26 protein-coding genes are annotated in these 25208 nt (G+C 72.3%); 10 read left to right on the top strand and 16 right to left on the bottom strand.

Annotated features, from left to right (window positions below; genetic code table 11):
• Positions 1-21: 21 nt before the first annotated feature.
• Both AB0J71_RS07430 and AB0J71_RS07425 read right to left on the bottom strand, forming a co-directional pair.
• The gene (locus AB0J71_RS07430) at positions 22-1557 is read right to left on the bottom strand and encodes an NAD(P)-binding domain-containing protein (protein WP_364413272.1); all 1536 of its coding nucleotides are present in this window, start codon (positions 1555-1557) and stop codon (positions 22-24) included.
• Positions 1557-2129 carry a carboxymuconolactone decarboxylase family protein gene (locus tag AB0J71_RS07425; RefSeq protein WP_364413270.1) on the bottom strand — a complete coding sequence of 191 codons (573 nt, stop codon included), beginning with the start codon at positions 2127-2129 and terminating at the stop codon, positions 1557-1559. The genes AB0J71_RS07430 and AB0J71_RS07425 overlap by 1 nt, the downstream gene beginning before the upstream one ends.
• 139 nt (positions 2130-2268) lie before the next feature.
• On the opposite strand from AB0J71_RS07425, the gene AB0J71_RS07420 reads away from it, so the two are divergent.
• Positions 2269-2661, top strand: coding sequence for a nuclear transport factor 2 family protein (locus AB0J71_RS07420; RefSeq protein WP_352330337.1), 393 nt, complete (start codon positions 2269-2271; stop codon positions 2659-2661).
• Positions 2662-2685: 24 nt separating this feature from the next.
• On the opposite strand, the gene AB0J71_RS07415 is transcribed toward AB0J71_RS07420, so the two are convergent.
• Positions 2686-3228 carry a carboxymuconolactone decarboxylase family protein gene (locus tag AB0J71_RS07415; protein WP_364413268.1) on the bottom strand — a complete coding sequence of 181 codons (543 nt, stop codon included), beginning with the start codon at positions 3226-3228 and terminating at the stop codon, positions 2686-2688.
• 290 nt (positions 3229-3518) lie between these two features.
• Here AB0J71_RS07415 and AB0J71_RS07410 point away from each other — a divergent pair, with 290 nt between their 5' ends.
• Positions 3519-4229, top strand: coding sequence for an NAD(P)-binding domain-containing protein (locus AB0J71_RS07410; RefSeq protein ID WP_352330333.1), 711 nt, complete (start codon positions 3519-3521; stop codon positions 4227-4229).
• 75 nt (positions 4230-4304) lie between these two features.
• On the opposite strand, the gene AB0J71_RS07405 is transcribed toward AB0J71_RS07410, so the two are convergent.
• The 3 genes from AB0J71_RS07405 to AB0J71_RS07395 form a co-directional block, all read right to left on the bottom strand.
• The gene (locus AB0J71_RS07405; protein ID WP_364413266.1) at positions 4305-6497 is read right to left on the bottom strand and encodes a SpoIIE family protein phosphatase; all 2193 of its coding nucleotides are present in this window, start codon (positions 6495-6497) and stop codon (positions 4305-4307) included.
• Between the two features lie 77 nt (positions 6498-6574).
• Complete coding sequence (locus tag AB0J71_RS07400) at positions 6575-7420, bottom strand: SDR family oxidoreductase (protein WP_364413264.1); 846 nt, start codon at positions 7418-7420, stop codon at positions 6575-6577.
• Between the two features lie 156 nt (positions 7421-7576).
• The gene (locus tag AB0J71_RS07395) at positions 7577-8023 is read right to left on the bottom strand and encodes an ATP-binding protein (protein ID WP_352324209.1); all 447 of its coding nucleotides are present in this window, start codon (positions 8021-8023) and stop codon (positions 7577-7579) included.
• A gap of 343 nt (positions 8024-8366) precedes the next feature.
• Here AB0J71_RS07395 and AB0J71_RS07390 point away from each other — a divergent pair, with 343 nt between their 5' ends.
• Positions 8367-8747, top strand: coding sequence for an STAS domain-containing protein (locus tag AB0J71_RS07390; RefSeq protein ID WP_364413262.1), 381 nt, complete (start codon positions 8367-8369; stop codon positions 8745-8747).
• Between the two features lie 54 nt (positions 8748-8801).
• Here AB0J71_RS07390 and AB0J71_RS07385 read toward each other — a convergent pair whose 3' ends face one another.
• Positions 8802-9164 (bottom strand): STAS domain-containing protein, encoded by a 363-nt coding sequence (locus AB0J71_RS07385; protein ID WP_352324207.1) that lies wholly within the window; start codon positions 9162-9164, stop codon positions 8802-8804.
• 270 nt (positions 9165-9434) lie between these two features.
• Between AB0J71_RS07385 and AB0J71_RS07380 the strand changes: the two genes are divergently transcribed.
• Together AB0J71_RS07380 and AB0J71_RS07375 are read left to right on the top strand one after the other, a co-directional pair.
• Positions 9435-10043 carry a TetR/AcrR family transcriptional regulator gene (locus AB0J71_RS07380; protein ID WP_364413260.1) on the top strand — a complete coding sequence of 203 codons (609 nt, stop codon included), beginning with the start codon at positions 9435-9437 and terminating at the stop codon, positions 10041-10043.
• Between the two features lie 433 nt (positions 10044-10476).
• The gene (locus AB0J71_RS07375; RefSeq protein WP_352324204.1) at positions 10477-10839 is read left to right on the top strand and encodes a DUF1622 domain-containing protein; all 363 of its coding nucleotides are present in this window, start codon (positions 10477-10479) and stop codon (positions 10837-10839) included.
• A 224-nt stretch (positions 10840-11063) separates the two neighbouring features.
• Here the strand turns inward: AB0J71_RS07375 and AB0J71_RS07370 are convergent, their stop codons facing one another.
• Both AB0J71_RS07370 and AB0J71_RS07365 read right to left on the bottom strand, forming a co-directional pair.
• Positions 11064-11819 (bottom strand): PASTA domain-containing protein, encoded by a 756-nt coding sequence (locus AB0J71_RS07370; protein WP_364413258.1) that lies wholly within the window; start codon positions 11817-11819, stop codon positions 11064-11066.
• Between the two features lie 145 nt (positions 11820-11964).
• Complete coding sequence (locus AB0J71_RS07365) at positions 11965-12717, bottom strand: peptidylprolyl isomerase (RefSeq protein ID WP_352324202.1); 753 nt, start codon at positions 12715-12717, stop codon at positions 11965-11967.
• A gap of 346 nt (positions 12718-13063) precedes the next feature.
• On the opposite strand from AB0J71_RS07365, the gene AB0J71_RS07360 reads away from it, so the two are divergent.
• Positions 13064-13630: a histidine phosphatase family protein gene (locus AB0J71_RS07360; protein WP_352324201.1), complete on the top strand. Its 567-nt coding sequence runs from the start codon at positions 13064-13066 to the stop codon at positions 13628-13630.
• Positions 13631-13820: 190 nt separating this feature from the next.
• Here AB0J71_RS07360 and AB0J71_RS07355 read toward each other — a convergent pair whose 3' ends face one another.
• Positions 13821-15296 carry an alpha/beta fold hydrolase gene (locus AB0J71_RS07355; RefSeq protein WP_364413256.1) on the bottom strand — a complete coding sequence of 492 codons (1476 nt, stop codon included), beginning with the start codon at positions 15294-15296 and terminating at the stop codon, positions 13821-13823.
• Between the two features lie 232 nt (positions 15297-15528).
• On the opposite strand from AB0J71_RS07355, the gene AB0J71_RS07350 reads away from it, so the two are divergent.
• The 3 genes from AB0J71_RS07350 to AB0J71_RS07340 all read left to right on the top strand — a co-directional run bounded on the left by AB0J71_RS07350 (position 15529) and on the right by AB0J71_RS07340 (position 17282).
• Complete coding sequence (locus AB0J71_RS07350) at positions 15529-16056, top strand: hypothetical protein (RefSeq protein WP_352324199.1); 528 nt, start codon at positions 15529-15531, stop codon at positions 16054-16056.
• A gap of 173 nt (positions 16057-16229) precedes the next feature.
• On the top strand, positions 16230-16823 hold the full coding sequence (locus AB0J71_RS07345) for a hypothetical protein (RefSeq protein WP_364413254.1): 594 nt from the start codon (positions 16230-16232) through the stop codon (positions 16821-16823).
• Positions 16824-16961: 138 nt separating this feature from the next.
• Positions 16962-17282 (top strand): GYD domain-containing protein, encoded by a 321-nt coding sequence (locus AB0J71_RS07340; protein WP_364413252.1) that lies wholly within the window; start codon positions 16962-16964, stop codon positions 17280-17282.
• Between the two features lie 155 nt (positions 17283-17437).
• Here the strand turns inward: AB0J71_RS07340 and AB0J71_RS07335 are convergent, their stop codons facing one another.
• The 4 genes from AB0J71_RS07335 to pdhA form a co-directional block, all read right to left on the bottom strand.
• Positions 17438-17779 (bottom strand): MazG-like family protein, encoded by a 342-nt coding sequence (locus AB0J71_RS07335; protein ID WP_352324195.1) that lies wholly within the window; start codon positions 17777-17779, stop codon positions 17438-17440.
• Between the two features lie 202 nt (positions 17780-17981).
• Entirely contained in the window at positions 17982-19514 is a 1533-nt protein-coding gene (locus AB0J71_RS07330; RefSeq protein ID WP_364413250.1) for a dihydrolipoamide acetyltransferase family protein, read from the bottom strand.
• Positions 19511-20530: an alpha-ketoacid dehydrogenase subunit beta gene (locus tag AB0J71_RS07325; protein ID WP_364413454.1), complete on the bottom strand. Its 1020-nt coding sequence runs from the start codon at positions 20528-20530 to the stop codon at positions 19511-19513. Before AB0J71_RS07325 ends, AB0J71_RS07330 begins: the two co-directional genes overlap by 4 nt.
• A gap of 13 nt (positions 20531-20543) precedes the next feature.
• Complete coding sequence (gene pdhA / locus AB0J71_RS07320) at positions 20544-21644, bottom strand: pyruvate dehydrogenase (acetyl-transferring) E1 component subunit alpha (RefSeq protein ID WP_352324193.1); 1101 nt, start codon at positions 21642-21644, stop codon at positions 20544-20546.
• Positions 21645-21771: 127 nt separating this feature from the next.
• Here pdhA and AB0J71_RS07315 point away from each other — a divergent pair, with 127 nt between their 5' ends.
• The gene (locus AB0J71_RS07315; RefSeq protein ID WP_364413248.1) at positions 21772-22281 is read left to right on the top strand and encodes an Lrp/AsnC family transcriptional regulator; all 510 of its coding nucleotides are present in this window, start codon (positions 21772-21774) and stop codon (positions 22279-22281) included.
• Between the two features lie 18 nt (positions 22282-22299).
• On the opposite strand, the gene AB0J71_RS07310 is transcribed toward AB0J71_RS07315, so the two are convergent.
• Together AB0J71_RS07310 and paaZ are read right to left on the bottom strand one after the other, a co-directional pair.
• Complete coding sequence (locus tag AB0J71_RS07310) at positions 22300-23091, bottom strand: enoyl-CoA hydratase-related protein (protein WP_352324191.1); 792 nt, start codon at positions 23089-23091, stop codon at positions 22300-22302.
• A gap of 1 nt (position 23092) precedes the next feature.
• Complete coding sequence (gene paaZ / locus AB0J71_RS07305; RefSeq protein ID WP_352324190.1) at positions 23093-25132, bottom strand: phenylacetic acid degradation bifunctional protein PaaZ; 2040 nt, start codon at positions 25130-25132, stop codon at positions 23093-23095.
• Positions 25133-25208: the final 76 nt, after the last annotated feature.

Genomic DNA, 25208 nt, shown 5'->3' with positions numbered 1-25208 from the left:
ACGGCTGAAGCCGGTCGGTTCCTACGACTCAAGCCGGTCGGCCAGGAACGCGCGCAGCGGCTCGACGTGGCGTACGGGGTCGCGCCAGCGGGCCTGGAGGTCCTCCAGGAGGTGCTGCTCGGCGACCGGCTCGCCGTGCCGCCAGGCCCGGACGACGGGATGCAGGAAGGCGCACTCGTCGGCCCGCTCGGGGGTGGGGTGGCGCTGGATGGCGAACACGTCGGCGCGGTCGCGCGGCCCCCACCGCAGGGTCAGCGTGAGGCACAGCCCGGCGGCGGCGAAGCGCTCGCGGGCGTAGTCCTCCGGCAGGTCCTCGTAGTGGCGCACGACGCCGTCCGGGCCGAGCACGTACGCGTCGGACAGGTACTCGAACTGGGTCCACAGCGCCGAGCTGTGGTTGACCCGGTCGAGCATCGACCCGGTGAGCACGTCGGCGTCGGCGGGCAGCTCGCGGACCGGCAGCGGCCGGCCCTCGTAGCGTTCGAGCAGCAGGGCGGTCAGGGAGCGCAGGTTGTAGCGGAAGCCGTCGATGAACGCCGAGGAGGCCCGTTTGAAGTCGCGGGCCTGCATGAGGGTGCCGGCGAAGTACAGGCCGTCGACGTCGGCCGACTGGAAGTCGGGGCGGATCGCCGGCATCCGTCCGCCGGGGGTCAGCGCGGGCCGGCAGGAGTCGCCGAACAGGCCGGTGTCCATGGTGAAGCCGGTGCAGCGCAGGACGGCGTCGTAGTCGAGCAGCGCCTGCTCGCCGTCGGCGAGCGTGTAGGTGATCGCGACCCTGATCCCGCCGCCCTCGCGCCAGAGGCGGTCGACGGTGCACTCCAGGACGCCGTGCAGGGTCTTGAACCAGTAGCTGTCCAGGAAGGCGCCGTACTGGCCGCGGACGTGGCCGGGGTGCTTGCTCGTCCAGGCCAGGCGGACGGGGCTGGGGCTGGCCAGGTGGATGACCGCGGCGTACGGGAGCAGCGCCTGCGCGGTCTCGAACGCCGAGTTGCCCTTGCCGATGACCAGGACGCGCTGGTCGGCGAAGTCCTCGCCGTTGACGGGGACGTCCTCGTAGCCGGTGGCCAGCTCGATGCCCGGGATGTCGGGGACGTGCGGGCCGCCCCAGCCGGTGGCGACGATCAGGCAGTCGGCGCGGAGAACCCGGTCACCGGTGTGGACGACGAAGCCCGCGCCGTCCTTCTCGACGCGCTCGACGGCCGTCGAGTACCGCACCCGCAGCCCGTGGACGCGCTGGAAGTCGGCGAGGTAGCGGACCAGGTCGTCGGCGTGCGGGAAGTACTCGCGCGAGTAGTTCGGGAACATCAGGTCGGGCTCGTCGTTGAGCAGGGAGTTCCAGTCCCAGCGGAGCTGGATCTCGCGCTCCTTCTCGCCGGTGTGCACCTTGTTCAGCGAGATGAGCCGGCGGTGGCGCGGGTAGGCGCGGAAGAAGCCGCCGGGCGCGTCCTCGCGTTCCAGGGTGACGTAGTCGGCCCCGGCGCGCTGCAGGAAGTAGCTGAGCTGCAGCCCGCCGGGTCCCGCACCGATGATCACGAACCGGTGGTGTTCCGCGTCCATCAGTCCTGCGGTCCCGCCGCCGGTGGGACGGTCGTGTAGCCGTGCGTCAGGATGCGCTGCGCGGCCAGTTCGTACCCGGCGGGGTCGTCGGGGGCGTGAGTGCCCAGGCCGTCGACGTACCGGTTGAACATGCAGAACGCGGCCGCGATCAGCACGGTGTGGTGCAGCTCCTTGTCGGTGGCCCCCTCCGCCCGGGCCGCGGCCACCAGCTTGTCGGTGACGTCCCTGCCGCTGCGCTGCACGGCGGCGGCGATGGCGAGCAGGGCGCGGAGCTTGGGCGTGACGGGCGCCGTGCCGGGGTCGGCGCGGACCTGGTCCACCAGCGTCATGCCCTCGGGGAGCTGGGCGGCGGCGAACGCGGCGTGCGAGGCCGTGCAGAACCGGCACTCGTTGAGCCCCGACACGTAGGCCGCGATCAGCTCCCGCTCGCCGCGGCTCAGTGTGCTGTCGCCACGCAGGAGAACCTCGGCCAGCGCGTTCATCGGGGCGGCTGTCTCAGGGCTGAACTGGAAAAGTCCGCGGATTCCTGGTTCATCGGAATCGAGGGCAATATGGGGCACGCAAGCTCCCATCGATGCGGTTTTCTCCTAGTCTGCACACTCTCGCCAATTGCGCAAGATCTCGTTAAATGCGCCTCCTTCTTGTCTCCTGCAACTGACGCGCGTAATGTCACGGACGCCACCTAAACCCCGTTTGTGACTGGCGGTCGTCATGGATGAGCATCCCCACATCACCGTTGCCGGCAACACCTACGACGCCATTGCCAAGGGCGACCTGGAGGACCTTCGCCGGCTGCTCGCCGACGACGTGATCTTCCACGTCCCCGGTCGCGGACCGATGGCCCGCGACTACTCCGGCAAGGAAGCCGTGCTCGGCTACCTGGCCGAGCTGCTGAAGTCCACCACCGGCACGCTGCGCCTGGAGCCGGAGTCCTACCTCGTCGGCGGCGACCAGGTCGCCGCCGTCCTGCGCATCCGCGGTGAGCGCGACGGCCGCTCGCTCGACGACCGCGGCATGCAGCTGTTCCGGATCACCGACGGGAAGATCAGCGAGCGCTGGAGCTTCCCGCTCGACCCCTATTCGGTGGACGAGTTCTTCGGCTGATCACGCCCCGCCGGACGGGGCCGCTCAGCCGGCCTCGTCCAGCGCCTCGTCGTTCCACACCTTCACGTATCCGCTGGTCAGGCGGGCCCTGTCGGCATAGTGGGCGGGGTCGTCGGTGGCCAGCGTGGCCAGGCCGTCCACGTACCGGTTGTACATGCAGAAGGCCGCCGCGATCAGCACCGTGTCGTGGATCTCCAGGTCCGTGGCGCCCTCGGCCCTGGCCGCGCGCACGTGCTCGTCGGTGACCTCCCGTCCGCCGCGCTGCACCGCCCCGGCGATGGCCAGCAGGGCCTTGAGCTTGCCGGACAGCGGGGCCGCCGCCGGGTCGGCGCAGGTCTCGTCGACCAGCGTCATGCCGTCCGGCACGCGGACGGCGGCGAAGGCCGCGTGGGTGTGGAAGCAGAAGCGGCACCGGTTGAGCGACGACACGTACGCGGCGATCAGCTCGCGCTCGCCCCGGGTCAGCGGGCTGTCCCCGCACAGCAGCACTTCGGAGAGCAGGGTCAGCGGTTCGGCCGCCTCGGGACGATAACGGAACAACCCTCGAATGCCCGGCTCGTCGGACACCAGCTGGATATGCGGACGCGTCCCGCCCGCGTGATTGACGAATTCACGCCGCTCAGCGTCGCGTGAGACGGAACGTAATGCTGAATTTCCCATTCGGCCCTCCAACGTCCGTTTGCCTGCCTATGGCATCCAGTGTGCGGGTTCGTCGCGCGGAGATTCCGCCGGAGAACGGCCAGGAAGTTGCGTGCCGGTGACCACTTGATGCCAGCTGCGCCGTCGGAACCCTCCGCCCGGAATCCGGTCCGGCGCTGCTCCGGCGCGCCGACATGGCCTCCGACCAGCGATAACGCGTGGTGACGATATCCTGGCGAGCAGTAGCTGAGGCGCACAACCGGGGGCGGAGCATGAAGATCGGCATCATCGGCGCGGGGAACATCGGCGGCACGCTCACCCGGCGCCTGACCGAGCTGGGCCACGAGGTGGCGGTGGCCAACTCCCGGGGCCCCCAGACGCTCACCGACCTGGCCGGCGAGACCGGGGCGACGCCGGTGACCGTCGAGGAGGCGCCCCAGGGAGCCGACCTGGTCGTGGTCACGATCCCCCAGGGCAAGGTGCCCGAGCTGCCCGACGACCTGTTCGACGACGTCACCGGCGGTCTGACCGTCGTGGACACCGGCAACTACTACCCCCAGCGCGACGGCCGGATCGACGAGATCGAGGCCGGCATGCCGGAGAGCCGGTGGGTCGAGCAGCAGCTCGGCCATCCGGTGGTGAAGGCGTTCAACAACATCTTCGCCGACCACCTCGCCCACGGCGGCCGCCCCTCCGGCACCCCCGGGCGCATCGCCCTGCCCGTGGCCGCCGACGACGAGCGCGGCAAGAAGATCGTGATGGGCCTGGTGGACGCTCTCGGCTTCGACCCCGTGGACGCCGGTGGCCTCGACGAGTCGTGGCGGCAGCAGCCCGGCAGCCCCGTCTACACCACCGACAAGGACGCCGCGGGCGTCAGGGAGGCCCTGGCCCAGGCCCGCCAGGAACGCACCCCCGAGTGGCGCGCCTGACCGCCACTGGCATGTCTGACCGCGACCGGCGCAGCTCAGGCCCGGTCGGCGCTGCTCAGGCCGGGCCGGCGCTGCTCAGGCCGGGCCGGTGCGCAGGAGGAGCATGGCGATGTCGTCGGCGCGGTGCTCGACGGCCGCAGCGGCCGCGATCATGTCCTCGGCCACGTCGGCGAGCGGCTGGTCCGGCGCCGGGGCGAACCGGGCGGCCAGGCGGCCGATGGCCTCGCCGAGGTCCTGTCCGGGGACCTCGATGAGCCCGTCGGTGTAGAGGGCCAGCACCGAGCCGGGCGGCAGGGCGAGCTGGGTGGTGGCGTACTCGGTGCCGGGTTCGATGCCGAGCAGCAGGCCGGGGGCGGGCTCCACCACCTGGGCGGGCTCGCCGGGCCGGCGCAGCAGCGCCGGCAGGTGGCCCGCGCTGGCCACGCACGCCGTGCTCCGCCCCAGGTCGACGCTGATGTACAGGCAGCTCGTGAACCGGTCCGGGGCCAGCTCGTTGAGCAGGCGGTTGGTGTGCGCGAGCACCTTGCCGGGGTTGGCGCCCGCGCTCGCGTGGGCGTGAATGGCCGTACGCACCTGGCCCATCAGCGCGGCGGCGGTGACGTCATGCCCCTGGACGTCGCCGATCACGGCGGCGGCCACCTTCTCCTCCAGCCGGATCAGGTCGTAGAAGTCGCCGCCGATGTCCATGCCGGGCGTGGCGGGCAGGTAGCGGGCGACCACCTCCAGCCCGGGGACGCCGGGCAGGGTGCGCGGCAGCAGGCTCGACTGCAGCGACTGGGCGAACTGGTGCTTGACGTCGTAGAGCCGGGCGCGCTCGAACGCCTGGGCGATGAGCCCGCTGAGCGCCGTCAGGCTGGCCCGCTCGTCGGTGGTGAAGCGATGGGGACGGTCGTAGGCCAGGATGCACATGCCCGCCGTCCGCCCGCCGGCCGTCAGCGGCAGGAACGCCCAGGCCGACATGTCGTCCGACCTGATCGCCTCCGGGTACGTCGCGCGCAGCTCGGCCCAGGTGCCGAAGAACGCCGGCGCGCCGGCGGCCAGGGGGTGACCGGGCGGCAGGTGCAGCAGGGGCTGGCCGTCGTACTCCTCGATCGCCTTCTCGCTGTACCCGCGCGAGGCGGCCACCTGCATGCGCCCGCCCCTGGAGGTGAGGATGGCCAGGGCCTGCACGTGGTAGGCGGGCATCACGTGGTCGGCGACCAGGTTGATCACTTCCTGGGCCGTGACGGCCCGCGCCAGGGTGGTGGCCAGGTGCAGCATCTCGTGCAACGCGACCAGGCGCGGCGGCCGGTCGGCGGCGACGAGCTGGTCGGGCATGACCGGACGCGGGTCGCGGGCCATCGTGCTCGGCGTGACCCGCATGGTGACGCCGGCCAGGCCCGGATAGAGGTGGAAGGCCAGCCACTGGCCGCCCGGGTTGCGGGTGGTGAAGTAGGTGACCTCCTGGCTGACGACCGCGGCGCGGTAGCGGTCCTCGTAGGCGGGCTCGCCCAGCCAGGGCAGGGCGTCCCAGGGACGCTTGCCGGTCAGCTCGCCCGCCTCGGCCTGCAGCAGCTCCTCGGCGGGCGCGGTGACCAGGGTGAGCCGCCCCTCGACGTCGAGCATGCAGTAGCCCTCGGGCAGCCGGTTGAGGCAGGTCAGCAGGAGGTCGTCGTCGCCGGGCGGCTGCCTGGTCAGCACCCGCGGCTGGTGCCCCGGCGGCACCGGCCGGTTCCCCTTCGGCACGATCTCCGCCAGGTCGGCGCAGGTGGCGGTCAGGACGTCGAGCTGGTGCCGGGTGGGACGGCGGGCCGGGGCGGGCGGCCAGAGCAGCATCATCGCCCCGCGCACCTCGCCGTCGCGGTCGACCAGAGGCGCGACGGCCAGCGCGAACCCGTACGGGAAGGCGAGCGCCACGAGCGGGAACTCGCGGGCCATGGCCTCCCGGTCGGGCACCCACACCAGCCGCCGCTGCCGCACCGCCACCGCGACCGGTGACTGGTCGGTGGACCTGATCAGCACCCATGAGCGCGAGAAGGGCTCGGGAAGCCCTGACTCGGCGTCCATCATCAGCACGCGCCCGTCCTCGGCCAGGACGAAGAGCACGCACACGTGCGCCCGCGTGCTGGTGGCCGCGCCGAGCAGCAGCCTGTCGACGTGCGCGTCGCCCCCCGAGCCGCCGTCGCTCGCCGGGCCGCCGTCGCTCGTCGGGCCGCCGTCGTGGGCCCGGCCGTCATCGCCGTCGGCCGGGCCGGGAGGTGGTGGTGGCGCGTGGGGGATATCACCCATGAAATCAGGCTATGCAAGCTCCTTGTACGGGAATATGCACTGTCCGTAATGGATGGGCAAAGTGTTCCAAGGCTCCGTCAGGCGAGCGGCCCGAGGTACGTGCCACCGGAGACGTCGATGGTCTGGCCGGTCACCCACCGGCCCGCCGGACCGGCCAGGAAGCCGACCACGTCGGCAACATCCTCGGGCTCGCCGAGCCGGCCGAGCGCGGTGATCGACTCCAGCGCGGCCACCACCTCGGGGATCGAGGTGTAACCCGCGGTCATGTCGGTCCGTACGGCTCCGGGCGCGACCGTGTTCACGGTGATGCCGCGCCGTCCCAGCTCGTTGGCGAGCGTCGGGGCCATCGCCGCCAGCGCCGCCTTGCTGATCGTGTAGCCGATCTGCGTGGTGACGGCGAACCGGCTGGCCGTCGAGCCCATGTTGATGATGCGGCCGCCGTCGTTCAGCAGCGGCAGCGCGCGCCGGATCACGAAGAACGGGGTGGTGACGTTGATCGTCATCACCCGCTCGAACTCCGCCGGGGTCAGGTGCGCGATCGGGGCGGTCGAGGCGATGCCGGCGTTGTTGACCAGAATGTCCAGGCCACGCCCGGCCAACCCGTCGGCCAGCCCCTCGAACAACCGCTCCACCGCCCCCTTGACGCCCACCGCCACCTTGGCGCCCTCCGCGCCCTCCGCGCCCTCCGCGCTCTCCGCGCTCTCCGCACTTTTCTGGGACTTCGCGCCGAAGCGGGCCCGCACGGCGAACGCCCGGCCCCCGGCCTCCTCGATCAGGGTGACGGTCTGCTTGGCCGCCTCGTCGTCGCCGCCGTAGTGCACGGCCACCAGCGCGCCCTCGGCGGCCAGCCGCAGCGACACCGCCCGGCCGATGCCCCGGGAACCGCCCGTCACCAGCGCCGTCTTGCCGGTCAGCATGCCCATTGTCCGCTCCCCACGTGTGTGGCCTCTGCTCCGCGGTCGCGGAGACAGGTCAACAGTGGCGGGGGCGGCTCACCGCGTCCTCACCGGCGGCTCACCGCTCATCAGGACGGCTCACCAACCGCCTGAGAGCAGAGACGGGCGGGCGGAGCACCGTGGCTAGCTGGCCGCGGGCGAGGAGTCGCCGCCCTGCCAGGGACGCAGGTGGGTGGCAAGGGGCAGACGCATGCGCAGCCGCAGCCTGCTGCCTCCTTGCGGATGGTCGATGCCGACCTCGTCGCACAGACGGTGGATCAGCCACAGGCCGAGGCGCCGCCCCGACGGCGAGGGACGCGTGAGCCGGGCGTCGGCCAGATGCTCGGCCCGAAGGCGTCCGGCCGTGTCGCAGACGTCGACCGTGAGGACGGCGGCGTCGGTGTAGGCCGTCACCGTGCCGCGACCGCCACCGTGCTCCAGGACGTTCGCGGCGGCCTCGTTGACGGCGAGCACCAGGTGGTCGAGCCGCGCGCCGGACAGCCCCGCGTGGGTGGCGTAGACGCGCACCAGATCGCGGGTGAGCGCGAGATTGTTGGTGATGGTGCACCGCAGGTGGAAGGGTGCTTGCATCGCTTGCCCCTACCGGGTACGGGGGTTACGGCGGCGTAAAGCGCTCGATCGAGGGCAGGGAGAAAGGCGACCGAGTAAACGAGCCGAGCCGGGCGCGCCACGGGCGCACCTGTCCAGTTCACCGGCGGCCGAAGCCATGGTGACCTGGGCAATGCCTGGCGGAAAGGGTTGATCGCCCGACATCTGCCTCTCCCTCTGCCCGATGTGCCGACGCTGTATGGACGCGCGGCGCGCCGGGCCCTCTTGTTTTCGGCGATCTGTCAGGGGCGCCCGCACCTTCCCTCGCTAGGGAACGTGGCGCGGCTCGGCTCTGCCCTGGACGACCGCATTGGTGTGATTTCAAATGACCGACCAGACCGGCGACCCTGCCGATGTGCTGCCCATGGTGCACCCCTTCGGCCTGCGCGTACGCGGCGAGATCGACCACCATGGACGGCCCGCGCTGGCCCGAGCGCTGGCGTGGGCGTTACGCATCGGCGAGACCGACGTCCATCTGGACCTGTCCGAGCTTACCTTCATCGACGCCGGCGGGCTGCGGCTGATCATCAGCACGGCCGCCGACCTGCCGCCGCCGCGCAGGCTGGTGCTCCAGAACGCCTCGCCGACGGTACGCGAGCTGCTGGAACTGCTCGGCTGGCGGCTGGGGCCGGAGGATCAGCTGTACCGGATGATCAACGCGTCCCATCCGCACGGCCCGGACCCGGCCCCCTCCCCGCCGTCCTGACCTGATCCCCTGGCCCTGAGGGGCGGTGCCGCCGCCCTCACCGTCCGTCCGGGGTCAGGACGGCCAGCCGCGCGGCCTGGCCCAGCTCGCGGCCTCGGCCGGACCGTCGTCCGAGGGGAACAGGCGCGACAGACGGGTGATGTCCAGCAGACGGGCCAGGGGCCCGTGCACCCCGACCAGCCGGACGGTGCCGCCGCGCTGCTCGGCCTGCCGCTGGCCGACGATGAGGGCCCAGAGGCCGCACGAGTCGCAGAAGGTCAGGTCGGTGGCATCGATCACGATCTTCGGACGCTCGGCCTCCAGAAGCTCCGCGAGCGTACGGGCCAGCGGCATGCGGGTCAGGCGGTCGAGCTCGCCGTCGAGGTGCACCACGTGGCAGCCCGGCAGACGCTGGACGTTGATCGCTAACTCTGTCATGAGGGGATCCCGAGCTCAGCGCCACCCCTGTCCACATCCGGCACATCGGCGGCGACATCGGACATCGCCCGCTCCTACCCCTCAGCGGCAGGCTTGCTCTTCCCCGCGCCCCGGGTAAGCACGATGTGGCTCACCCGCCACCATCCGGGTGGCCGCCTTCCAGCATGCCGCCTCAGGCGGTGCGCCTTCGCCGCGTCCTCACACCACCCGCCGCGCCGCGCGGCGGCGATCGGTGCGTGGAAGCGCTGTCTCCGACGTATAGTCAGTTGGGTGACTGACTCAACGAGGACACGGGCCCGGGGGGCCGACAAGCGGCGCAGGCTGATGGCCGCCGCCGCCCGCGTCCTGCACGAGCAGGGCGTCGAGCGGACGACCATCGCCGACATCGCCGAGGCCGCCGACGTGCCCGTGGGAAACGTGTACTACTACTTCAAGACCAAGGACGAACTCGTCCTGGCCGCGCTGTCCGAGCACGCCGGACACCTGGCCGAGCTCACCGCCGAACTCGACCGGCTCCCCGACCCGCGCGCCCGCCTCAAGGCCATGGTGGACGCCTGGGTGAGCCAGCGGGACAGCGCCGCCCGCTACGGCTGCCCCACCGGCACACTCGCCGTCGAGCTGGACAAACGTGCGGAGGGCGGGCTCGACGTCGAGGCGGGCCGGGTCATACGGCTGCTCCTCGACTGGTCGGAACGCCAGTTCCGCGACCTCGGCCGGCCGGACGCCGACGATCTCGCGCTCACCTTCGTCGGCGCGTACCAGGGGATGTCGCTGCTGGCCAACGCCTTGCGCGACCCCGAGATCATGACCCGCCAGGGCACCCGCCTGACCGACTGGCTCGACTCCCTCCCACCCAACCCCCCTCCCCCCACGAACTGACCTCACCCTCCGCCGTCCACGAAGCCCCCCGCCGTCCAGACACCACCTGGACGGCCCAGCCTCCTCCCCAAGCCCCGCCCCGGCGGGAAGCTGCACCGTCGACACCCCGAGTCGCGCACACCCCCATCCCCGGCCGACCTCTGCCCTCCGATCGCGCACAAAGCCTCCGCCCGAGGCCCACCCCCTCCTCCGAAGCCCCGCCCCTTACCCTCCGATCGCGCACGGCCTCCCGCCCGACGTACGCGCCCGTCCAACGACACACGGCCTCCCGCTCCCCGTCTGGTCGCGTGGCTCTAACGCAAAGCCCGCCCCCCTCCCCGCTCGAGTCCCTGTGTGGTGGCCTGGCAAAGAGGCGGGCTGGAGCGGCGTGTCGGGGCGGTCTGTGGGGCGTGGGGCGCTGATCCTTGCTGAGGGCGGGACAAAGAGGGTGGTCATGGACTTCGCGCGGATCGTGGAGGCGATCGGCCAGGCTGTCGACCTCGCAGGCGTGGCGATCATCGTGCTGGGCGCCCTGACGGCCACCGTGTCCTTCGTGCTGCGGCTACGCGAGCGACAGGCCCCGCACGACGTCTACCGCGCCTACCGCCAGGGCCTCGGACGGGCGATCCTGCTCGGCCTGGAATTCCTGGTCGCGGGAGACATCATCCGTACGGTCGCGGTGGCGCCGACGTTCGTGAGCGTCGGCGTGCTCGCGCTCATCGTGCTCGTACGGACCTTCCTCAGCTTCTCGCTGGAGGTCGAGCTGGAGAACCGCCTGCCCTGGCAGCCACGGCGCAGCACCGACACCCCCGGCTGAACCCGCCCGACCGGCCCGGCCCCCGACCCGCCCGACCCGCCAGACCCGCCCAGCCAGGCGGCCCCCGACCCGCCCGACCGCGACAAATCACACGAAGTCGGCCACCTCGCTCGAAGTCGCCAGCCTCGAAAGAACGCCCGATCCGGAGCGAAGCGGCCGTCCGCTGCAAAGGCGTCCGGCCGCCCGAGGAGGCGAGATCGCCCCGGGCGGCCGGACCGCCGCTGTCATCTGAAGATGCAGGGCCGCCCGTTGCGGTCCACCCCGCTGGACTCGGTGAGGTTCACCGCCGAACCGCGCGGCACGGTCGCCCCCGCACCCGGGCTGCTGAACAACACGGTCCCGCGAACGTCGACGCAGGTGTTGTCGAACGTGACCCCGCCGACCGTGAGGCCCGCCCCGGTGATGGAGTTCCGCGCGCTGCCGTCGTCGAAGCCCTGCACGTTGGGCACGGTGGTGAGGTTGCACTGCACCCGGAACAGCTCCCACGACCGCACCTGGGTCGCGTCGCTGTGCACCACGTCGGTGGTGCGGTTGCCGCCGCCCACGGCGGTCAGGAAGTGGCCGTCGACCGTCTGGATGGCGAAGCCGTCGCCGCCCTGGCGTACCAGCGCGAACTTCTCCCACGCCTGCAGGAGCGTGGCGTTGGAGTGGATGACGTCGGTCTGCAGGCCGCCGCCGTTCACGGCGGTGAGGTAGTTGCCGGTCAGCGTCCTGATGCCGACGTGCACGCCGTCGCCGGCGTCCACGAGGGTGAAGCGTTCCCACGAGCGGGCCACGGTCGCGTCGCTGTGGATCACATCGGTCGTACGGCCCCCGCCGCCCACCGCCGTCAGGTAGTTCCCGGTGTTGAACGTCTGGAACGTACAGGTGGTCGGGGTGACGAAGGGCAGCGCCGCCCACGCGGGCCCGCTCAGCCCCACCATCCCCGCGGCGGCCAGCGCCAGCCCCGCCACCGTGCCGAACGCGCGTCTCAGGTTCATGTGTCTCTCCCTGCTCCCGGCTCCTCGGTCGGAGCCCTCGCCCTGAGGGCGTTCCAGACCGTGCCGCCCCCGTTCCACCGGCAGGCGGGACGGGAGCCCTTCCACCGCATCGAGGACGGGGGCGGCGCTGGAGCGGGAGTGACGCCTACTTCCGGCAGACCCGGGCGTCTCGGATGTCGACCGGCAGGACGGGCTTGCCGTCCACGGGCGGCGTGGGCCCGTCGGGCTCCGGCTGGATGCCGCCGGCGGCGATACGGTCGAGCGCGGCGAGCCCGGCGGCGTCGACCGTGCCGAACACCGTGTAGTTGGGCGCCAGGCCCGAGTCGCCGTAGACCAGGAAGAACTGGCTGCCGTTGGTGGCGGGCCCGGCGTTTGCCATGGCCAGCACGCCCCGCGCGTACGTCTTGCGCACCCCGGTCGGGTCGCCGGGCCACGGCGGCAGGTCGGTGGGCAGTTCGTCCTTGTACCGGTAGCCGGGGCCGCCCTCGCCGGTGAAGCTGGGGTCGCCGCACTGCAGCACCTTCAGCCGGTCGTACGCGGTGAGCCGGTGGCAGGAGGTGACGTCGTAGAAACGATGACGGATCAGGTGCACGAAGCTCTGCACGGTGCACGGCGCCTTGGCCGGGTCGAGGGTGAGCCCGATGTCGCCGTGGTTGGTCCTGAGCACCGCCGAGACCGGGCGGGTGGGGGTGTGCCGCGGGTCCGGCGGCAGCGGCACCTTGCGCACGGCCGGGTCGTCGGGGGTCTCGGTGTACGCGCACGGCCCCTTGGTCGTCCGCGGCGGCCGGTCCAGGACCGTCGCGGAGGCCGGCATCGCGGCGGCCGCGACCAGCGCGCCCGTCGTGACTGCGGATAACGCGGCGCGGGCCGCGAGTCGTACCAACGCTCTGCCGGACATCGTGTCCTCCACTGCGTGATGATCGCCGGGCTTCCTGTGGTCTAGTCGATCTGACCCGCCCAGTCAAGGCCGTGGCCGCACGTGGTCGGCCCCCCTTGCACGACTTCCGCGGCAGCCGAGGTCCACCCCTGGTCGGCACGTCGAGGGCACTGCCGAGGCCGGCGTGACAGCTCCCCCTCACCGCCTCCCCCTTCGCCCTTCGCCGTCGTTGCTCGGACGGGCACGGCTACGCTGTGGCCTGCGGCCGCCACATGATCGTTGATCGTCACCACACCGCTCGGGTGATCCGGTGGCCGCACGCGTCTCTGCCCTTGCCCACCGGAACACCGTTGCAGGAGGACGCCAAGTGCGCTGGCTCGACGTGCGCCGACACAGCCTGACCAAGAAGGGCGCGGCACGTGGCCGCGGATCACACCTGTCGGCCGACGGCATCGCCCTCGCCCGCTTCATCGGCTCCGGGGTCGGCCCCTACGAGCGCGTGGTCACCAGTTCGTCTCCTCGGGCCGTCGAGACCGCTGTTGCGATGGGTTTCGCCGTCGACTACACCGTGGAGATGCCGTCGGGTTATGTGCCGGGAGAAATCGCTCGGCACGCGCAGTGGGGCTGGACCGAGCCCTACCGGCGGCTCGCGGAGATCATCCGGGAGGGCCAGGACACGGCGACCGTGGCCGAGACCCACCGAGCGATCTGGGTGGACACGGTCCGCGACGTCGCGGAGGGCTGCTCGGCGCTCCTGGTCGGGCACGGAGGGGCGATCGAGCTGGCGTTGGCGGCGTGCTTTCCGGACGCTTCGCACGACTCCTGGGGGACGCCGTTCGCGCACTGCGACGGTGCGCGCCTGGGCTTCGCCGACGGTCGGTTCGTGAGTGTCGAGTTCCACCGGGCGCCGCAGAGCCCCATCCGGCCGAGTTGAGGATCGCCGACTGCGGCTGACGTACTGGCCCAGCAAGGTCCGGTCCTTCCTTACGCGCGCGGGCTTCTCGTGCTCGGGCTTCATGCACTTGGGCTCTTCGTGCTCGGAAGCCGAAATCGGGTCGATTGAAGCGTGGGACGAAGACGTTCTCGTCCGCCCGGATGGCTGCCCGTCGGCCGGGTCGAGGTGGTCAGCAATGGGTGTTCGGCGGCGGCAGGGTCAGGTCGGTGAAGTAGCGGTTCATCAGGTCGCGGGCACAAGGGTTGAAGCCGTAGAGGGTGTGACCGGGGCCGTCGTGGCGGATGGTGACGCTGCCGGGGACGGCGGCCAGGACACGTTCGACCGCGTCCGACTCGCCCCAGGCGCCTGCTCCCAGGACGGGAGGCACGCCCTTCGGGAGGGGAGCGGGTGGGTTGGTGACCGGGGCGGGCCAGCCGATGCAGGTGAGGGTCGCCGAGGCCAGCGTGTTGGCGGTGCCGGTGAGAGGGGCGATCTTGCGGAGGCGGGCGTCGGTGCCGGCCAGTTCCTTGAGGGTCGTGGGACGCGGCCAGTCGAGGCATTCGGTGACGGGGGTGGTCTGGTCGGGGTAGCGGGCCCCACGGGCCGGGACGAAGTCGGAGGCGTCGCCCTGGCCGGCCGCCTTGCGGATCGCGCGTGCCAGGGCGGGCCAGGCGGGGGCTCCTTGGCGGGCCATGAAGAGGGCGAGGGACTGCAGGTCGCGGGCGTTGTAGGCCATGTTGGCCGTCGTGGTGGGGATGGGCTTGCGGCGGGCTCGTTCGGTCAGGTTGTGCCAGAGGCCGGGTATGTCTTGGCAGTCGTGGACGGCGCACCAGGTGAAGAAGCGCCGCATGGACTGCTCGTTGGACTTCGCCATCTCCTCCAGTTCGCGCGACCAGTCGGCGGGGCTGTGGTTCCAGGTGCCGTCGAGGACCATCGTGCGGATCTGGTCGGGAAAGAGGCGGGCATAGTCTTGGCCGTAGAAGCCAGCGTAGGAGGCGCCATAGTAGTTGAGCTTCGCGCCGCCCAGGGCCTTTCTGATCGCCTCCATGTCTCTGGCCTGGCCGGCCGAGCTCATGTTGGCGAACAGCTGGGGGTCCTGGTGGCGGCATGCCTCGGCGAAGCCGCGGTTGGTGTCGGACAGACGGCCGAAGCCGGCGTCGTCACGCGGGGCTTCCGGGATGGGGATGCGGGTCCAGACGCACGCGAGGCCGGTGCTCAGGCCGCCGAACTGCTCGCCGTAGCCGCGGGTGTCCCAGGTGACGATGTCCATGCGCTCGCGCAGCCGGGCCCACCAGTCGGGGACGGCTGCGGTGGTGGCGATGCCGGGGCCTCCTGGGCCGCCGTAGGCAACCAGGACCGACCCTTCGGAGGCGCCGGTCGCTTTCAGCCTGCCCAGCTTCAGTGTGATCTTGCGGTCGTCGGGCTTGTGCCAGTCGACCGGGACCTGGAGGTCGGCGCACTCCATGCCGATCTTGTCGTTGGGGCAGGGCTGCCAGGTCAGTGAGGATCCGGCGGTCACGACGGACGGAGTGACCGAGGAGGGACGGACTGTGCTCTCGCTGCCGGGTCGGGTCTCGGCGCTGGGGGTGGCGGTGGCGGTGGCTATGGCGGGTTGGCCCGTGATCGCCAGCAGGGCGGCAAGGATCGTGGCGAGAGGTTTCAGCATGCGGTCATGATTGCGGCGCGGGGTTCGGGAGCGCGTCGGACCAGGGGCTGGTCTTGGAGCGGGGAAGTCCTACCACGGGTTGTCAGACCGTGGTCTGACGGGTGTCCCGCACGATCTGAAGCTCGTGTCACTGCACGATCTGAACCCGTGTCACTGGGGAAGGCGTCGTACGCGTTCGCATGGGCCGGCAGCACCGCGGGCTCGGCGGGTACGGCTGCGCTAGCCTGCCGGGATGCGGCGGATTCTGGTGGCGGGCATCAGCGGGGCGGGCAAGTCGACGCTGGCGCGCGCATTGAGCAGCCGGATCGCCGTGCCCTGTCACGAGATGGACGGCCTGTACTTCGCCGGGCCCGGTTGGGCCGTGGACGAGGCGTTCCAGGAGCGGGTCGCCGAGATCGCCGGGACCCCGGCGTGGATCTTCGACTCCTTCGGCTACCCGGAGGTGCGCGACCTGCTGTGGGAACGCGCCGACACCATCGTCTGGCTGGACTATCCGCGCCGGGTCGTCATGCCGCGGGTGCTGCGGCGTTCGCTGCGCAGGACGGTTCTGCGCGAATCCGTCTTCAACGGCAATCGGGAGACGGTCGCCGGGTGGTTCCAGAGTGATCATCCGGCGTGGTGGGCCTGGTCGCAGCACGCGGCGCGACGGGCGGAGATCCGGCGGCGCACCCGTGATCCGCGTTTCGCTCCCTTGCGGGTGCTCCGCTTCACCAGCCCGTACTCGGCGGCGGTCTGGCTGCGGTCGGTCGGCCCGGCCTGACGTCGGACAGCCTTCCCCTCACAGACGGTCGGCCCGGCCTGACGTCGGACAGCCTTCCCTTCACGGGCGGCCGGCGGGGTGAATGTGTGATGGCTGGACAGGAATCGCAGGATTCCGGACGTCCGGGGTGTTCGGTCGCAAGGTGGGCGGAGGTGGCGCGGGAGAGTCGGGGCATGGTTGAGATGTCGTCCGCGCAAGGCGGCTCGCAGAGGCGCTCCCCCACCGGCCGGGTGCTCATGGCCGTCGCACGTCGCTGGCCCACGGGGCTGGGCCTGGCTTTCATGGTCTTCAATGTCCTGGGGCTGGAGGACGGGCGGGACGCGGCCCTTGTGGTGTTCCTCGCCGCGCTCATCTACCTCGCCACGGCGGTGACCGGCAGGCCGGAGGTGGTCTGGCCGTTGTTCGGGGCGTCCGTGGTGGCGGTGGCGGTGCTGCGGGTGCTCGGGCTGGAGCCGTGGCCGGGGCTGGTCGGGGGTGCGGTGTGCGTCGCCGTCGTCGGCCTGGCGGCCGGGCTGGCGAAGAGGCCGGCGCTCGTCGCGGCGCAGGTTCCCGCGATGCTGGTCTTCGGGGCGGCGTCGGTGGCCGCGCTGTCCCTGTCGCCTGCGGCCGGGGGCTGCCTGGTCGCCGCGGGCCTGGTCGGGCATGCCGTTCTGGACGTGGTCCTCTGGCTCAGGAACAAGGTGGTGGCCCGCTCCATGGCCGAGTTCTGCGCAGCGCTCGACCTGACGCTCGGAGTGGCGATCGTGGTTCTGACGGTCGCCGCCTAGAGGGCGCGCATCGAGAGCCGCAGGGGAAACCCAGCACCACCGGTGGGATTACCTTCATCGGACGCCGAGAATTCCGACCTCGTGACCCGCGACAGCCGCCTCGCACCCGGGTGGCGGCACGAGGAGAGGAACTCGACCATGCCCAAGTATCTGATTCAGTCCACGTACACCGCAGACGGCATCCGCGGGGTGCTCCGAGACGGCGGCACCGGACGCCGGCAAGCGGTGGATCGCCTGGTGGAGAGCCTGGGCGGGCGGGTCGAGCAGATGTACTTCGCGTTCGGCGAGACGGACACGTTCGTGGTCGTCGACCTGCCGAGCAATGCGGCGTCGGCTGCCCTCGGGATGGCGGTGTCGGCGTCCGGGGCGGTGCGGACGACGACGGTCGCCCTGCTGACGGCGGAGGAGGTCGACGAAGCCACGCGGATGGAGGTGGCCTACCGGGCTCCTGGCGCGTGACCACCAGGCGCGGACGCAGGCCCGATGCCTCGGCTCGCGCGATCTCGGCGAAGGCGGCCCGACTCCGCTCCGTCGGGTACGGCGGTGAGGAGCGATCCGCTGCGCAGTGCGCGGCGAGCGCCGCAGCGGCGGCTCGTACGGCTTGCCCGGGAAGGTCAGGCGCCCTTGGCCTCCAGCGCTGAGACGCGGTCGGCGATCTTCCTCAGCTTGGTCTCGAACACAGCCCGCGGGTCGTCGGCGACGGAGGCGAGCGCCACCATTGCCGTCACGATCACGTCGCACAACTCGTCGGCGAGGTCCTGGCGGGTGTGGGAGGCGGGCTTGCGGGGGTTCTGGCCGAGTTCGCCGATGCGGGCCTCGACCGCCTCGCCGAACTCCTCGCCGATCTTCATGACGCGCAGGGTGAGTTCGTGCGGGTCCCGGCCGTTGTTACGGTCCAGCCACGCCACCAGCTCGCTGATCGTGGACCACACGTCTGTCGAGGTGGGATCGGGCATCGGGGTCCTCCTCCATGCCGGTGTCTGGCGTCGACGCCGGGTGTCCGCCTCACGGACAGGCAGCGTTCGATGCCTTCAGGGTGTTGCGCTCAGGCCGTCCAGCACAATGACCGACAGGCCCGTCGCGGGCGACAAGGGTGAGCCCGAGGGGCGCGGCCCTCGGGCTCACCGGGTGACGTTCGCCGGCGTGGGGAGCGTGCTGCTAGACGTGGGCGAGCAGCACGGCGGGGTTCTCGACGCAGTCGGCGACGAAGCGGAGGAAGCCGCCCGCGGCGCCGCCGTCGCAGACGCGGTGGTCGAAGGTGAAGGACAGCTGGGTGATCTTGCGGGGCACCACCGCGCCGTCGTGCACCCAGGGGCGGTCGATGACGCGGCCGACCCCCAGGAGCGCCGCCTCCGGGTGGTTGATGATGGGGGTGGAGCCGTCCACGCCGAAGACGCCGTAGTTGTTGAGGGTGAACGTGCCGCCCGTCAGCGCGGACGGGGGCAGGCTGCCCGAGCGCGCCAGCGCGGTCAGGCGGGTCAGCTCGGCGGCCAGGCCGGCGGTGGTCATGAGGTGCGCGTCGCGGACCACCGGCACGACGAGGCCGCGTTCGGTCTGGGCGGCGAAGCCCAGGTTGATGTGGCCGTGGCGGACGATCTCTGCCCGGTCGGTGTCGACCGAGGAGTTCAGCTCCGGGAAGCGGAGCAGGCCGGCCACGCAGGCGCGGGCCAGGAGCGCCAGCAGGCCGATGCCCAGGTCCGGGCTGGTCCGCCGGAGGGTGTCGCGGACGGCGAGCAGGTCGGTGGCGTCCACGTCCACCCAGGTGGTGGCGTCGGGGATCTCGGTGCGGCTGCGGGTCAGCTTGTCGGCCACCGTGCGGCGCAGGCCGCGCAGGGGGATGCGCTCCGCCACCAGGGTCACCGGAGACACCGGGGCCGCCGGAGACGCGGAGGCTGCCGGAGACGCCGGGGCCGCGGCCTTGTCGGCGGAGGGGGCGTCCAGGCTCGCGCCGGGGTTGGCGATGGCGTGTTCGACGTCCCGGCGGAGGATGACCCCGTGCGGTCCGCTGGGGAGGACGGCGGCGAGATCGACGCCGTGCTCGCGCGCCATCCGCCGCACCAGCGGCGAGATCACGCGAGGCGCGCGCTCCGGCCCGCCGGGGGACGAAGGAGCAGGCTCAGACCCGGACGCGCGCCCAGGCGCGATCGCGGCCCCCGACGCCGATCCCCGCGCGGGTGCCGGCGCAGGCCCCGCTGCCGCCCCCGAAGCAGGTGCCGGAACGGAACCCGGTGCCGGCGCAGCTCCCGAAGCAGGTGCCGGGACGGAACCCGGTGCCGGTGCAGGTCCCGCAGCGGGGGTTGCGGGGGAAACGGTGGGCTTGGGGGTGCGGGGGCGGCGGCGGCTCTTGTGGGGGGCGCCGGTGGTGCCGTAGCCGATCAGGACGTTGCCCGAGCCCGCGCGTTCCTCCTCCCGGTACCGCGCCGCCGCCGGGTCCTCCTGCGAGTCCCCGACCTCGATGAGCGGCTCCCCCACCGCCACGACCGCGCCCGCCTCGGCGTGCAGCCGCAGCACGGTCCCCGCGTACGGCACGGGCACCTCCACCGCCGCCTTCGCGGTCTCCACCTCCACCACGATCTGGTCGATCTCCACCGTGTCCCCCACGGCCACCTTCCACTCGACGATCTCGGCCTCGGTCAGGCCCTCGCCGAGGTCCGGCAGCCGGAACACCTGCCGCGCGGCGGTCGCCGTCATGACGCCTCCCGGGTGAGGTGCAGCACGTCGGGCCGGTCGTCGAACTGGAGGCGGTCCACCGCGTCGAGGACGCGGTCGACGTCCGGGAGGTGGGAGTGCTCGAGTATGGGCGGCGGGTACGGGATGTCGAACCCGGTGACGCGCAGCACCGGCGCGGCCAGCGAGTGGAAGCACCGCTCCTGCACGCGGGCGGCGATCTCGGCCCCCACCCCGGCGAACCCCTGGGCCTCCTGGATCACCACGCAGCGCCCCGTCTTGCGCACCGAGGCCACCACGGTCTCGTCGTCGAACGGGACGATCGTCCGCAGGTCGACCACCTCCAGCGAGAGCCCGTCGCGGGCGGCGGCCTCGGCGGCCTGGAGCGCGACGGGCACGCTGGGCCCGTAGGCGACGAGCGTGGCGTCGCGGCCCTCGCGGCGGACGGCGGCCCGGCCGAACCCGGCGGCGCCGCGGTCGGCGACGGAGGTCTCCTCCTTCGACCAGTACAGCCGCTTGGGCTCCATGAAGATCACCGGGTCGGGGTCGGCGACGGCGTCGCGCAGCAGCCAGTAGGCGTCGTCGGCCGTCGCGGGCGTCACGACCTTGAGCCCCGGCGTGTGGGCGTAGTACGCCTCGCTGGAGTCGCAGTGGTGCTCGACGCCGCCGATGCCGCCGGCGTACGGGATCCGGATCACGATCGGCAGCGACAGCCGCCCGCGGGTGCGGTTGCGCAGCTTGGCCACGTGTGAGGCGATCTGCTCGAAGGCCGGGTAGGCGAAGGCGTCGAACTGCATCTCGATCACCGGGCGGAAGCCGCCCATGGCCAGGCCCACGGCCAGGCCCACGATCCCCGCCTCGGCCAGCGGCGTGTCGAAGCAGCGCTCCTCGCCGAACTCCTTGGTGAGCCCGTCGGTGACGCGGAAGACGCCGCCGAGCGGGCCGACGTCCTCGCCGAAGACGAGGACGCGCTCGTCCTCGCGCAGGGCGTCCCGCAGGGCGGCGTTCAACGCCTGGGCCATGGTCATCTTCGCGGTCATCTTCGCGGTCATGTCAGTCCTCCCGCGCGGTCAGCTCGGACGCCAGCAGGGCCCGCTGCTCGTGCAGCTGGGGCGTCGGCTCGGCGAAGACGTGGTCGAACAGCTCGAAGGGGTCGGCCTCGGGGTCGGCGTTCATCGCCTCGCGCAGGCGCGCGGCGTACTCCTCGGCGGCCTGGTGGGCGGCGGCGACGTCCTCGGCGCCGAGCAGGCCGCGCCCGCGCAGGTAGGTCTCCAGCCGGGCCAGCGGGTCGGCCGACTCCCACTGCTCGACCTCCTGGCTCTCCCGGTAGCGGGTGGGGTCGTCGGCGTTGGTGTGGGGGTCCATGCGGTAGGTGTGCGCCTCGACGAGGAACGGGCCGCCGCCGGTCCTGGCGTGCGTCACGGCGGCGGTCAGGACCGACAGGACGGCGACGAGGTCGTTGCCGTCCACCTGCTCGGAGGGGATGCCGTAGCCGATGCCCTTGTAGGCCAGCGCCGGGGCCGCGCTCTGCTTGGCCAGCGGCACGGAGATGGCGTACTTGTTGTTCTGGACGAGGAACACGACGGGGGCGCGCAGCACCGCGGCGTAGTTGAGCGCCTCGTGGAAGTCGCCCTCGCTGGTGCCGCCGTCGCCGATGAAGGCCATGACGACGCCGTCCTCGCCCTTGCGGCGCATGGCCTCGGCCATGCCGACGGCGTGGATCGTCTGGGTGGCCAGCGGCGTGCACTGGGGGGCGACGCGCGTGGCGGCGGGGTCGTAACCGCAGTGCCAGCCGCCGCGCAGCAGGGTGAGCACCTCGACCGGGTCGAGGCCGCGGGAGACGAGCGCGACCGAGTCGCGGTAGGTGGGGAACAGCCAGTCGTCCTCGCGCAGCGCGAGCACGCCGGCGATCTGGCAGGCCTCCTGGCCGCGGCTGGAGGGGTAGACGGCCAGCCGGCCCTGCTTGGTCAGCGCGGTCGCCTGGCGGTCGAAGCGGCGGCCCAGGACCATCCGCCGGTACGCCTCCACCAGGTGCTCCCCTGCGGGCTCTGCGTACCCGGCGGGCGGCTCGACGGCGGTGCCGTCCTCGGCGACGAAGCGCACCGGCTCTGGTGAGGGCAGCAGGCCGTCGACCGTCTGGGGACTCCTCCTCACGGACATGGCGGACGCTCACTTTCTCTGGACGTTTGTGAGGGAAAGCGTCCGCTTCCGGGGCCATCCGTTCAAGACATCAGGCATGATGAGCGACAAACGGCTTTATATGGGACTAATGGAGGGCCAATTGTCAGCCAACGAGGGCGTCGAGAGCGGCTGGCCGGGACGTTCGGCCGCAAACCTGGACGGAGTGGACCGGGCGATCATCGCCGAGCTGCTGCGCGACGGCCGCATGTCGATGCGCACCCTGGCCGAACGCGTGCACGTCTCACGCGCCAACGTCTACGCCCGGCTCACCCGGCTGATGGACGACGGCGTGATCACCGGCTTCACCGCCGAGCTGGCGCCGCACCGGGCGGGCCTGGGCACCAGCGCGTACGTGTCGGTGACGATCGAGCAGAACTCCTGGCGCCAGGTCACGGCACGGCTGCGGGAGACGCCGTACGTCGAGCACTTCGCCATGGTCGGCGGCGACTACGACGTCCTGGTGCTGGTCAGGACGCCGGACAACGCCGCGCTGCGGCACGTCGTGCTGGAACGCATCCAGGACATCCCCGGGGTGCGGGCCACCCGGACCTGGCTGGTGTTCGAGGAGGCCCGCGGCCGGGGCGCGGACTGGGGGGCCCACGAGAGCTGAGCCCCCTCAGGTCTTCGTTCAGCGCCCTCCGAAGGTCGCTCTGCGCTTGGCGAGGAACGCCTCCACCGCGCCCGCGTGGTCGGCGGTCAGGCCGAGGCGGGCCTGCGCACGGGCCTCCTCGGCGAGCACCGCACCGAGGCCCTGCTCCCACCCCTGCGCGATGAGCCGCTTGGACTCGGCGTAGGCCGCGGTCGGCCCGGCCGCCAGCCGGGCGGCCAGCTCGCGTCCGGCCATGCACACCTCGGCCCCGGGCACCACCCGTCCCGACACGCCCCACGCGACCGCCTGCGCGGCGCCGAACGGCTCGCCGAGCAGCACCAGCTCCTTGGCCCTGGCCTCACCGACCGCCCGCGCCAGGGTCGCCGACAGGCCGGAGTCGCAGGTGAGCCCGATCCCCGTGAACGCCGTGGCCAGCTTGGCGTCCTCGGCCAGGACGCGCAGGTCGCAGGCGAGCGCGAAAGCCAGCCCCGCGCCGACGCAGGCGCCGTTGACGGCGGCCACGACCGGCTTGGGCATCGTGGCCAGGAGCCGGACGACCGGCGCGTAGTCCGCCTCGACCGTGTCGAAGGCGTGGCCGGGGTCGGCGCGCAGGGCCTCGGCGTGCTCGGCGAGGTCCTGGCCGACGCAGAACGCGCGGCCCGCGCCGGTCAGCAGCACGGCCCTGACCGAGTCGTCGGCGGCGGCCTCCTCCAGCGCCCGGCGCAGCGCCTGCTTGAGCCCGTCGTTCAGCGCGTTGCGGTGGTCGGGACGGTTGAGCGTCACGACGGCCACGGCGCCGTCGCGTTCGAGCAGGACCGGGGTGTCGTCCACGTCAGCCCTCCGGCCAGGTCTTGGCCACGAGGGTCAGCACGTCGTACGTGGCGACCGGGACGCCGTCCTGGTTGGTCACGGTGGCGTCCCAGCGCACCTCGCCGTAGTCGGCGCCGCTGCGCGGCGTGATCTGCTTGACGGTCAGCGCGACGGCGATGGCGTCGCCGGCCTTGACCGGGGTGAGGAAGCGCAGCCCGTCGACGCCGAAGTTGGCCAGCACCGGGCCGGGCGCCGGGTCCACGAACAGCCCGGCGGCCAGGGAGACCACCAGGTAGCCGTGCGCGACGATGCCGCCGAACAGCGGGTTGCGGGCGGCGGCCTCGGGGTCGGTGTGGGCGTAGAAGGTGTCGCCGGTGAACTCGGCGAAGTGCTCGATGTCGGCGAGCGAGACCGTGCGCGGCGCGGAGGCGATCGTGTCGCCCACCCGCAGCTCGGCCAGCGACTTGCGGAAGGGGTGGACGCCGGACTCGGCGCGCGCCGAGCCGGTCGTCCAGCGGCCGGTGATCGCGGTGAGCTGGTCCGGCGAGCCCTGGACGGCGGTGCGCTGCATGTGGTGCAGGACGCCGCGCACGCCGCCCAGCTCCTCGCCGCCGCCGGCCCGCCCGGGGCCGCCGTGGACGAGGACCGGCAGCGGCGAGCCGTGCCCGGTGGACTCCTTGGCGTCGTCGCGGTCGAGGACCAGGACCCGGCCGTGCCAGGGCGCGAGCCCGAGCACAACGGACCGCGCGACCTGCGGGTCGTGGGTGGCGACGGAGGCGACCAGGCTGCCCTTGCCGCGCGCGGCCAGGGCGACCGCCTCCTCGACGCCGTCGTAGGCGAGCACGGTCGCGACCGGCCCGAACGGCTCCACGTCGTGCGGCTCGGCGGCGCCGGGGCGGGCGCGCAGCAGCAGCGGCGTCATGAACGCGCCGAGCTCGGGGTCGCCCTCCAGCAGGGACGCGCCGCGCGGGTCGCCGTGGACGATCTCCGCGCCGGCCAGCAGCGCCTCGACCGCCTTGCGCACCTCGTCCCGCTGGCCCAGGCTGGCCAGCGGGCCCATGCGCACGTCGGGGTTGCGCGGGTCGCCGACGGTGATCGACGACAGCCGGGCGGCCAGCGCCTCGGTCACCTGGTCCGCCAGGTTCGCCGGCACGAGCACGCGGCGGATGGCCGTGCACTTCTGGCCCGCCTTGACCGTCATCTCGGTGACGACGCCCTTGACGAACAGGTCGAACTCCGGATCGTCCGGGCGCACGTCGGGGCCGAGGATCGAGCAGTTGAGCGAGTCGGCCTCGACGCCGAGGACGACGCCGCCGTCGAGCACGTTCGGGTGGCGGCGCAGGATTCCCGCGGTGTGGGCCGAGCCGGTGAAGGCGACGGAGTCCTGGACGGTCAGCTCGTCGAGCAGCCCGGCGGGGCTGCCGGCCAGGAGCTGGAGCGTCCCCTCCGGCAGGATGCCGGACTCGATGATCTGCCGGACGGCCAGCTCGGTGAGGTAGGCGGTCTGGGCGGCGGGCTTGACGATCGAGGGCAGCCCGGCGAGGAAGGCCGGGGCCAGCTTCTCCAGCATGCCCCAGACGGGGAAGTTGAAGGCGTTGATCTGCACCGCGACGCCCGGCCGCGAGGTGTAGAGGTGCTGACCGGCGAAGGTGCCGCCCTTGCCCAGGCGCTCCAGGCCGCCGTCGAGGAAGACGGTGTCGTTGGGCAGCTCGCGCACGCCCTTGCTCGCGTAGCTGAACAGGGTGCCGATGCCGCCGTCGACGTCGACCATGGTGTCGCGGGCGGTGGCGCCGGTGCGCGTGGACAGGGCGTACAGCGCGTCCTTGCGCTCGATCAGGTGCTTGGCCAGCGCCTTGAGCAGGGCGGCCCGCTCGTGGAAGGTCAGGGCCCGCAGCGCCGGGCCGCCGGTGTCCCTGGCGTGCCTGACCATGGCGGCGACGTCCAGCCCCCGGCTGGAGATCCGCGCGACCTCCTCGCCGGTCGCGGCGTCGAGCAAGGGTTCCCCGTCGTCCGACGCGCGGAACCATCGTCCGGCGGCGTAGCTCTCCAGCAGCGCGCTCACGCTGTCTCCTCTCTTGCGCGGAAGCCCCGACTCATGCAACCGTATTACTGACCGAGCGATAAGTAAATAAGACCGA

Source organism: Nonomuraea sp. NPDC049637 (assembly GCF_040675235.1).
Taxonomy (GTDB): Bacteria; Actinomycetota; Actinomycetes; order Streptosporangiales; family Streptosporangiaceae; genus Nonomuraea.
Note: the sequence above shows the minus strand (reverse complement) of the source record. Positions and strands in the feature narration are given on the sequence as shown.

Coding starts and splice junctions, on each gene's coding strand:
- AB0J71_RS07330 (WP_364413250.1), bottom strand. CDS start 19,514: ATGACGGCGACCGCCGCGCGGCAGGTGTTCCGGCTGCCGGACCTCGGC.
- AB0J71_RS07370 (WP_364413258.1), bottom strand. CDS start 11,819: ATGAACCTGAGACGCGCGTTCGGCACGGTGGCGGGGCTGGCGCTGGCC.
- AB0J71_RS07405 (WP_364413266.1), bottom strand. CDS start 6,497: ATGGGTGATATCCCCCACGCGCCACCACCACCTCCCGGCCCGGCCGAC.
- AB0J71_RS07355 (WP_364413256.1), bottom strand. CDS start 15,296: ATGCTGAAACCTCTCGCCACGATCCTTGCCGCCCTGCTGGCGATCACG.
- AB0J71_RS07425 (WP_364413270.1), bottom strand. CDS start 2,129: ATGGGAGCTTGCGTGCCCCATATTGCCCTCGATTCCGATGAACCAGGA.
- AB0J71_RS07390 (WP_364413262.1), top strand. CDS start 8,367: ATGACCGACCAGACCGGCGACCCTGCCGATGTGCTGCCCATGGTGCAC.
- AB0J71_RS07325 (WP_364413454.1), bottom strand. CDS start 20,530: ATGACCGCGAAGATGACCATGGCCCAGGCGTTGAACGCCGCCCTGCGG.
- AB0J71_RS07340 (WP_364413252.1), top strand. CDS start 16,962: ATGCCCAAGTATCTGATTCAGTCCACGTACACCGCAGACGGCATCCGC.
- AB0J71_RS07400 (WP_364413264.1), bottom strand. CDS start 7,420: ATGGGCATGCTGACCGGCAAGACGGCGCTGGTGACGGGCGGTTCCCGG.
- AB0J71_RS07365 (WP_352324202.1), bottom strand. CDS start 12,717: ATGTCCGGCAGAGCGTTGGTACGACTCGCGGCCCGCGCCGCGTTATCC.
- AB0J71_RS07385 (WP_352324207.1), bottom strand. CDS start 9,164: ATGACAGAGTTAGCGATCAACGTCCAGCGTCTGCCGGGCTGCCACGTG.
- AB0J71_RS07335 (WP_352324195.1), bottom strand. CDS start 17,779: ATGCCCGATCCCACCTCGACAGACGTGTGGTCCACGATCAGCGAGCTG.
- AB0J71_RS07430 (WP_364413272.1), bottom strand. CDS start 1,557: ATGGACGCGGAACACCACCGGTTCGTGATCATCGGTGCGGGACCCGGC.
- AB0J71_RS07350 (WP_352324199.1), top strand. CDS start 15,529: ATGCGGCGGATTCTGGTGGCGGGCATCAGCGGGGCGGGCAAGTCGACG.
- AB0J71_RS07420 (WP_352330337.1), top strand. CDS start 2,269: ATGGATGAGCATCCCCACATCACCGTTGCCGGCAACACCTACGACGCC.
- AB0J71_RS07395 (WP_352324209.1), bottom strand. CDS start 8,023: ATGCAAGCACCCTTCCACCTGCGGTGCACCATCACCAACAATCTCGCG.
- AB0J71_RS07375 (WP_352324204.1), top strand. CDS start 10,477: ATGGACTTCGCGCGGATCGTGGAGGCGATCGGCCAGGCTGTCGACCTC.
- AB0J71_RS07345 (WP_364413254.1), top strand. CDS start 16,230: ATGGTTGAGATGTCGTCCGCGCAAGGCGGCTCGCAGAGGCGCTCCCCC.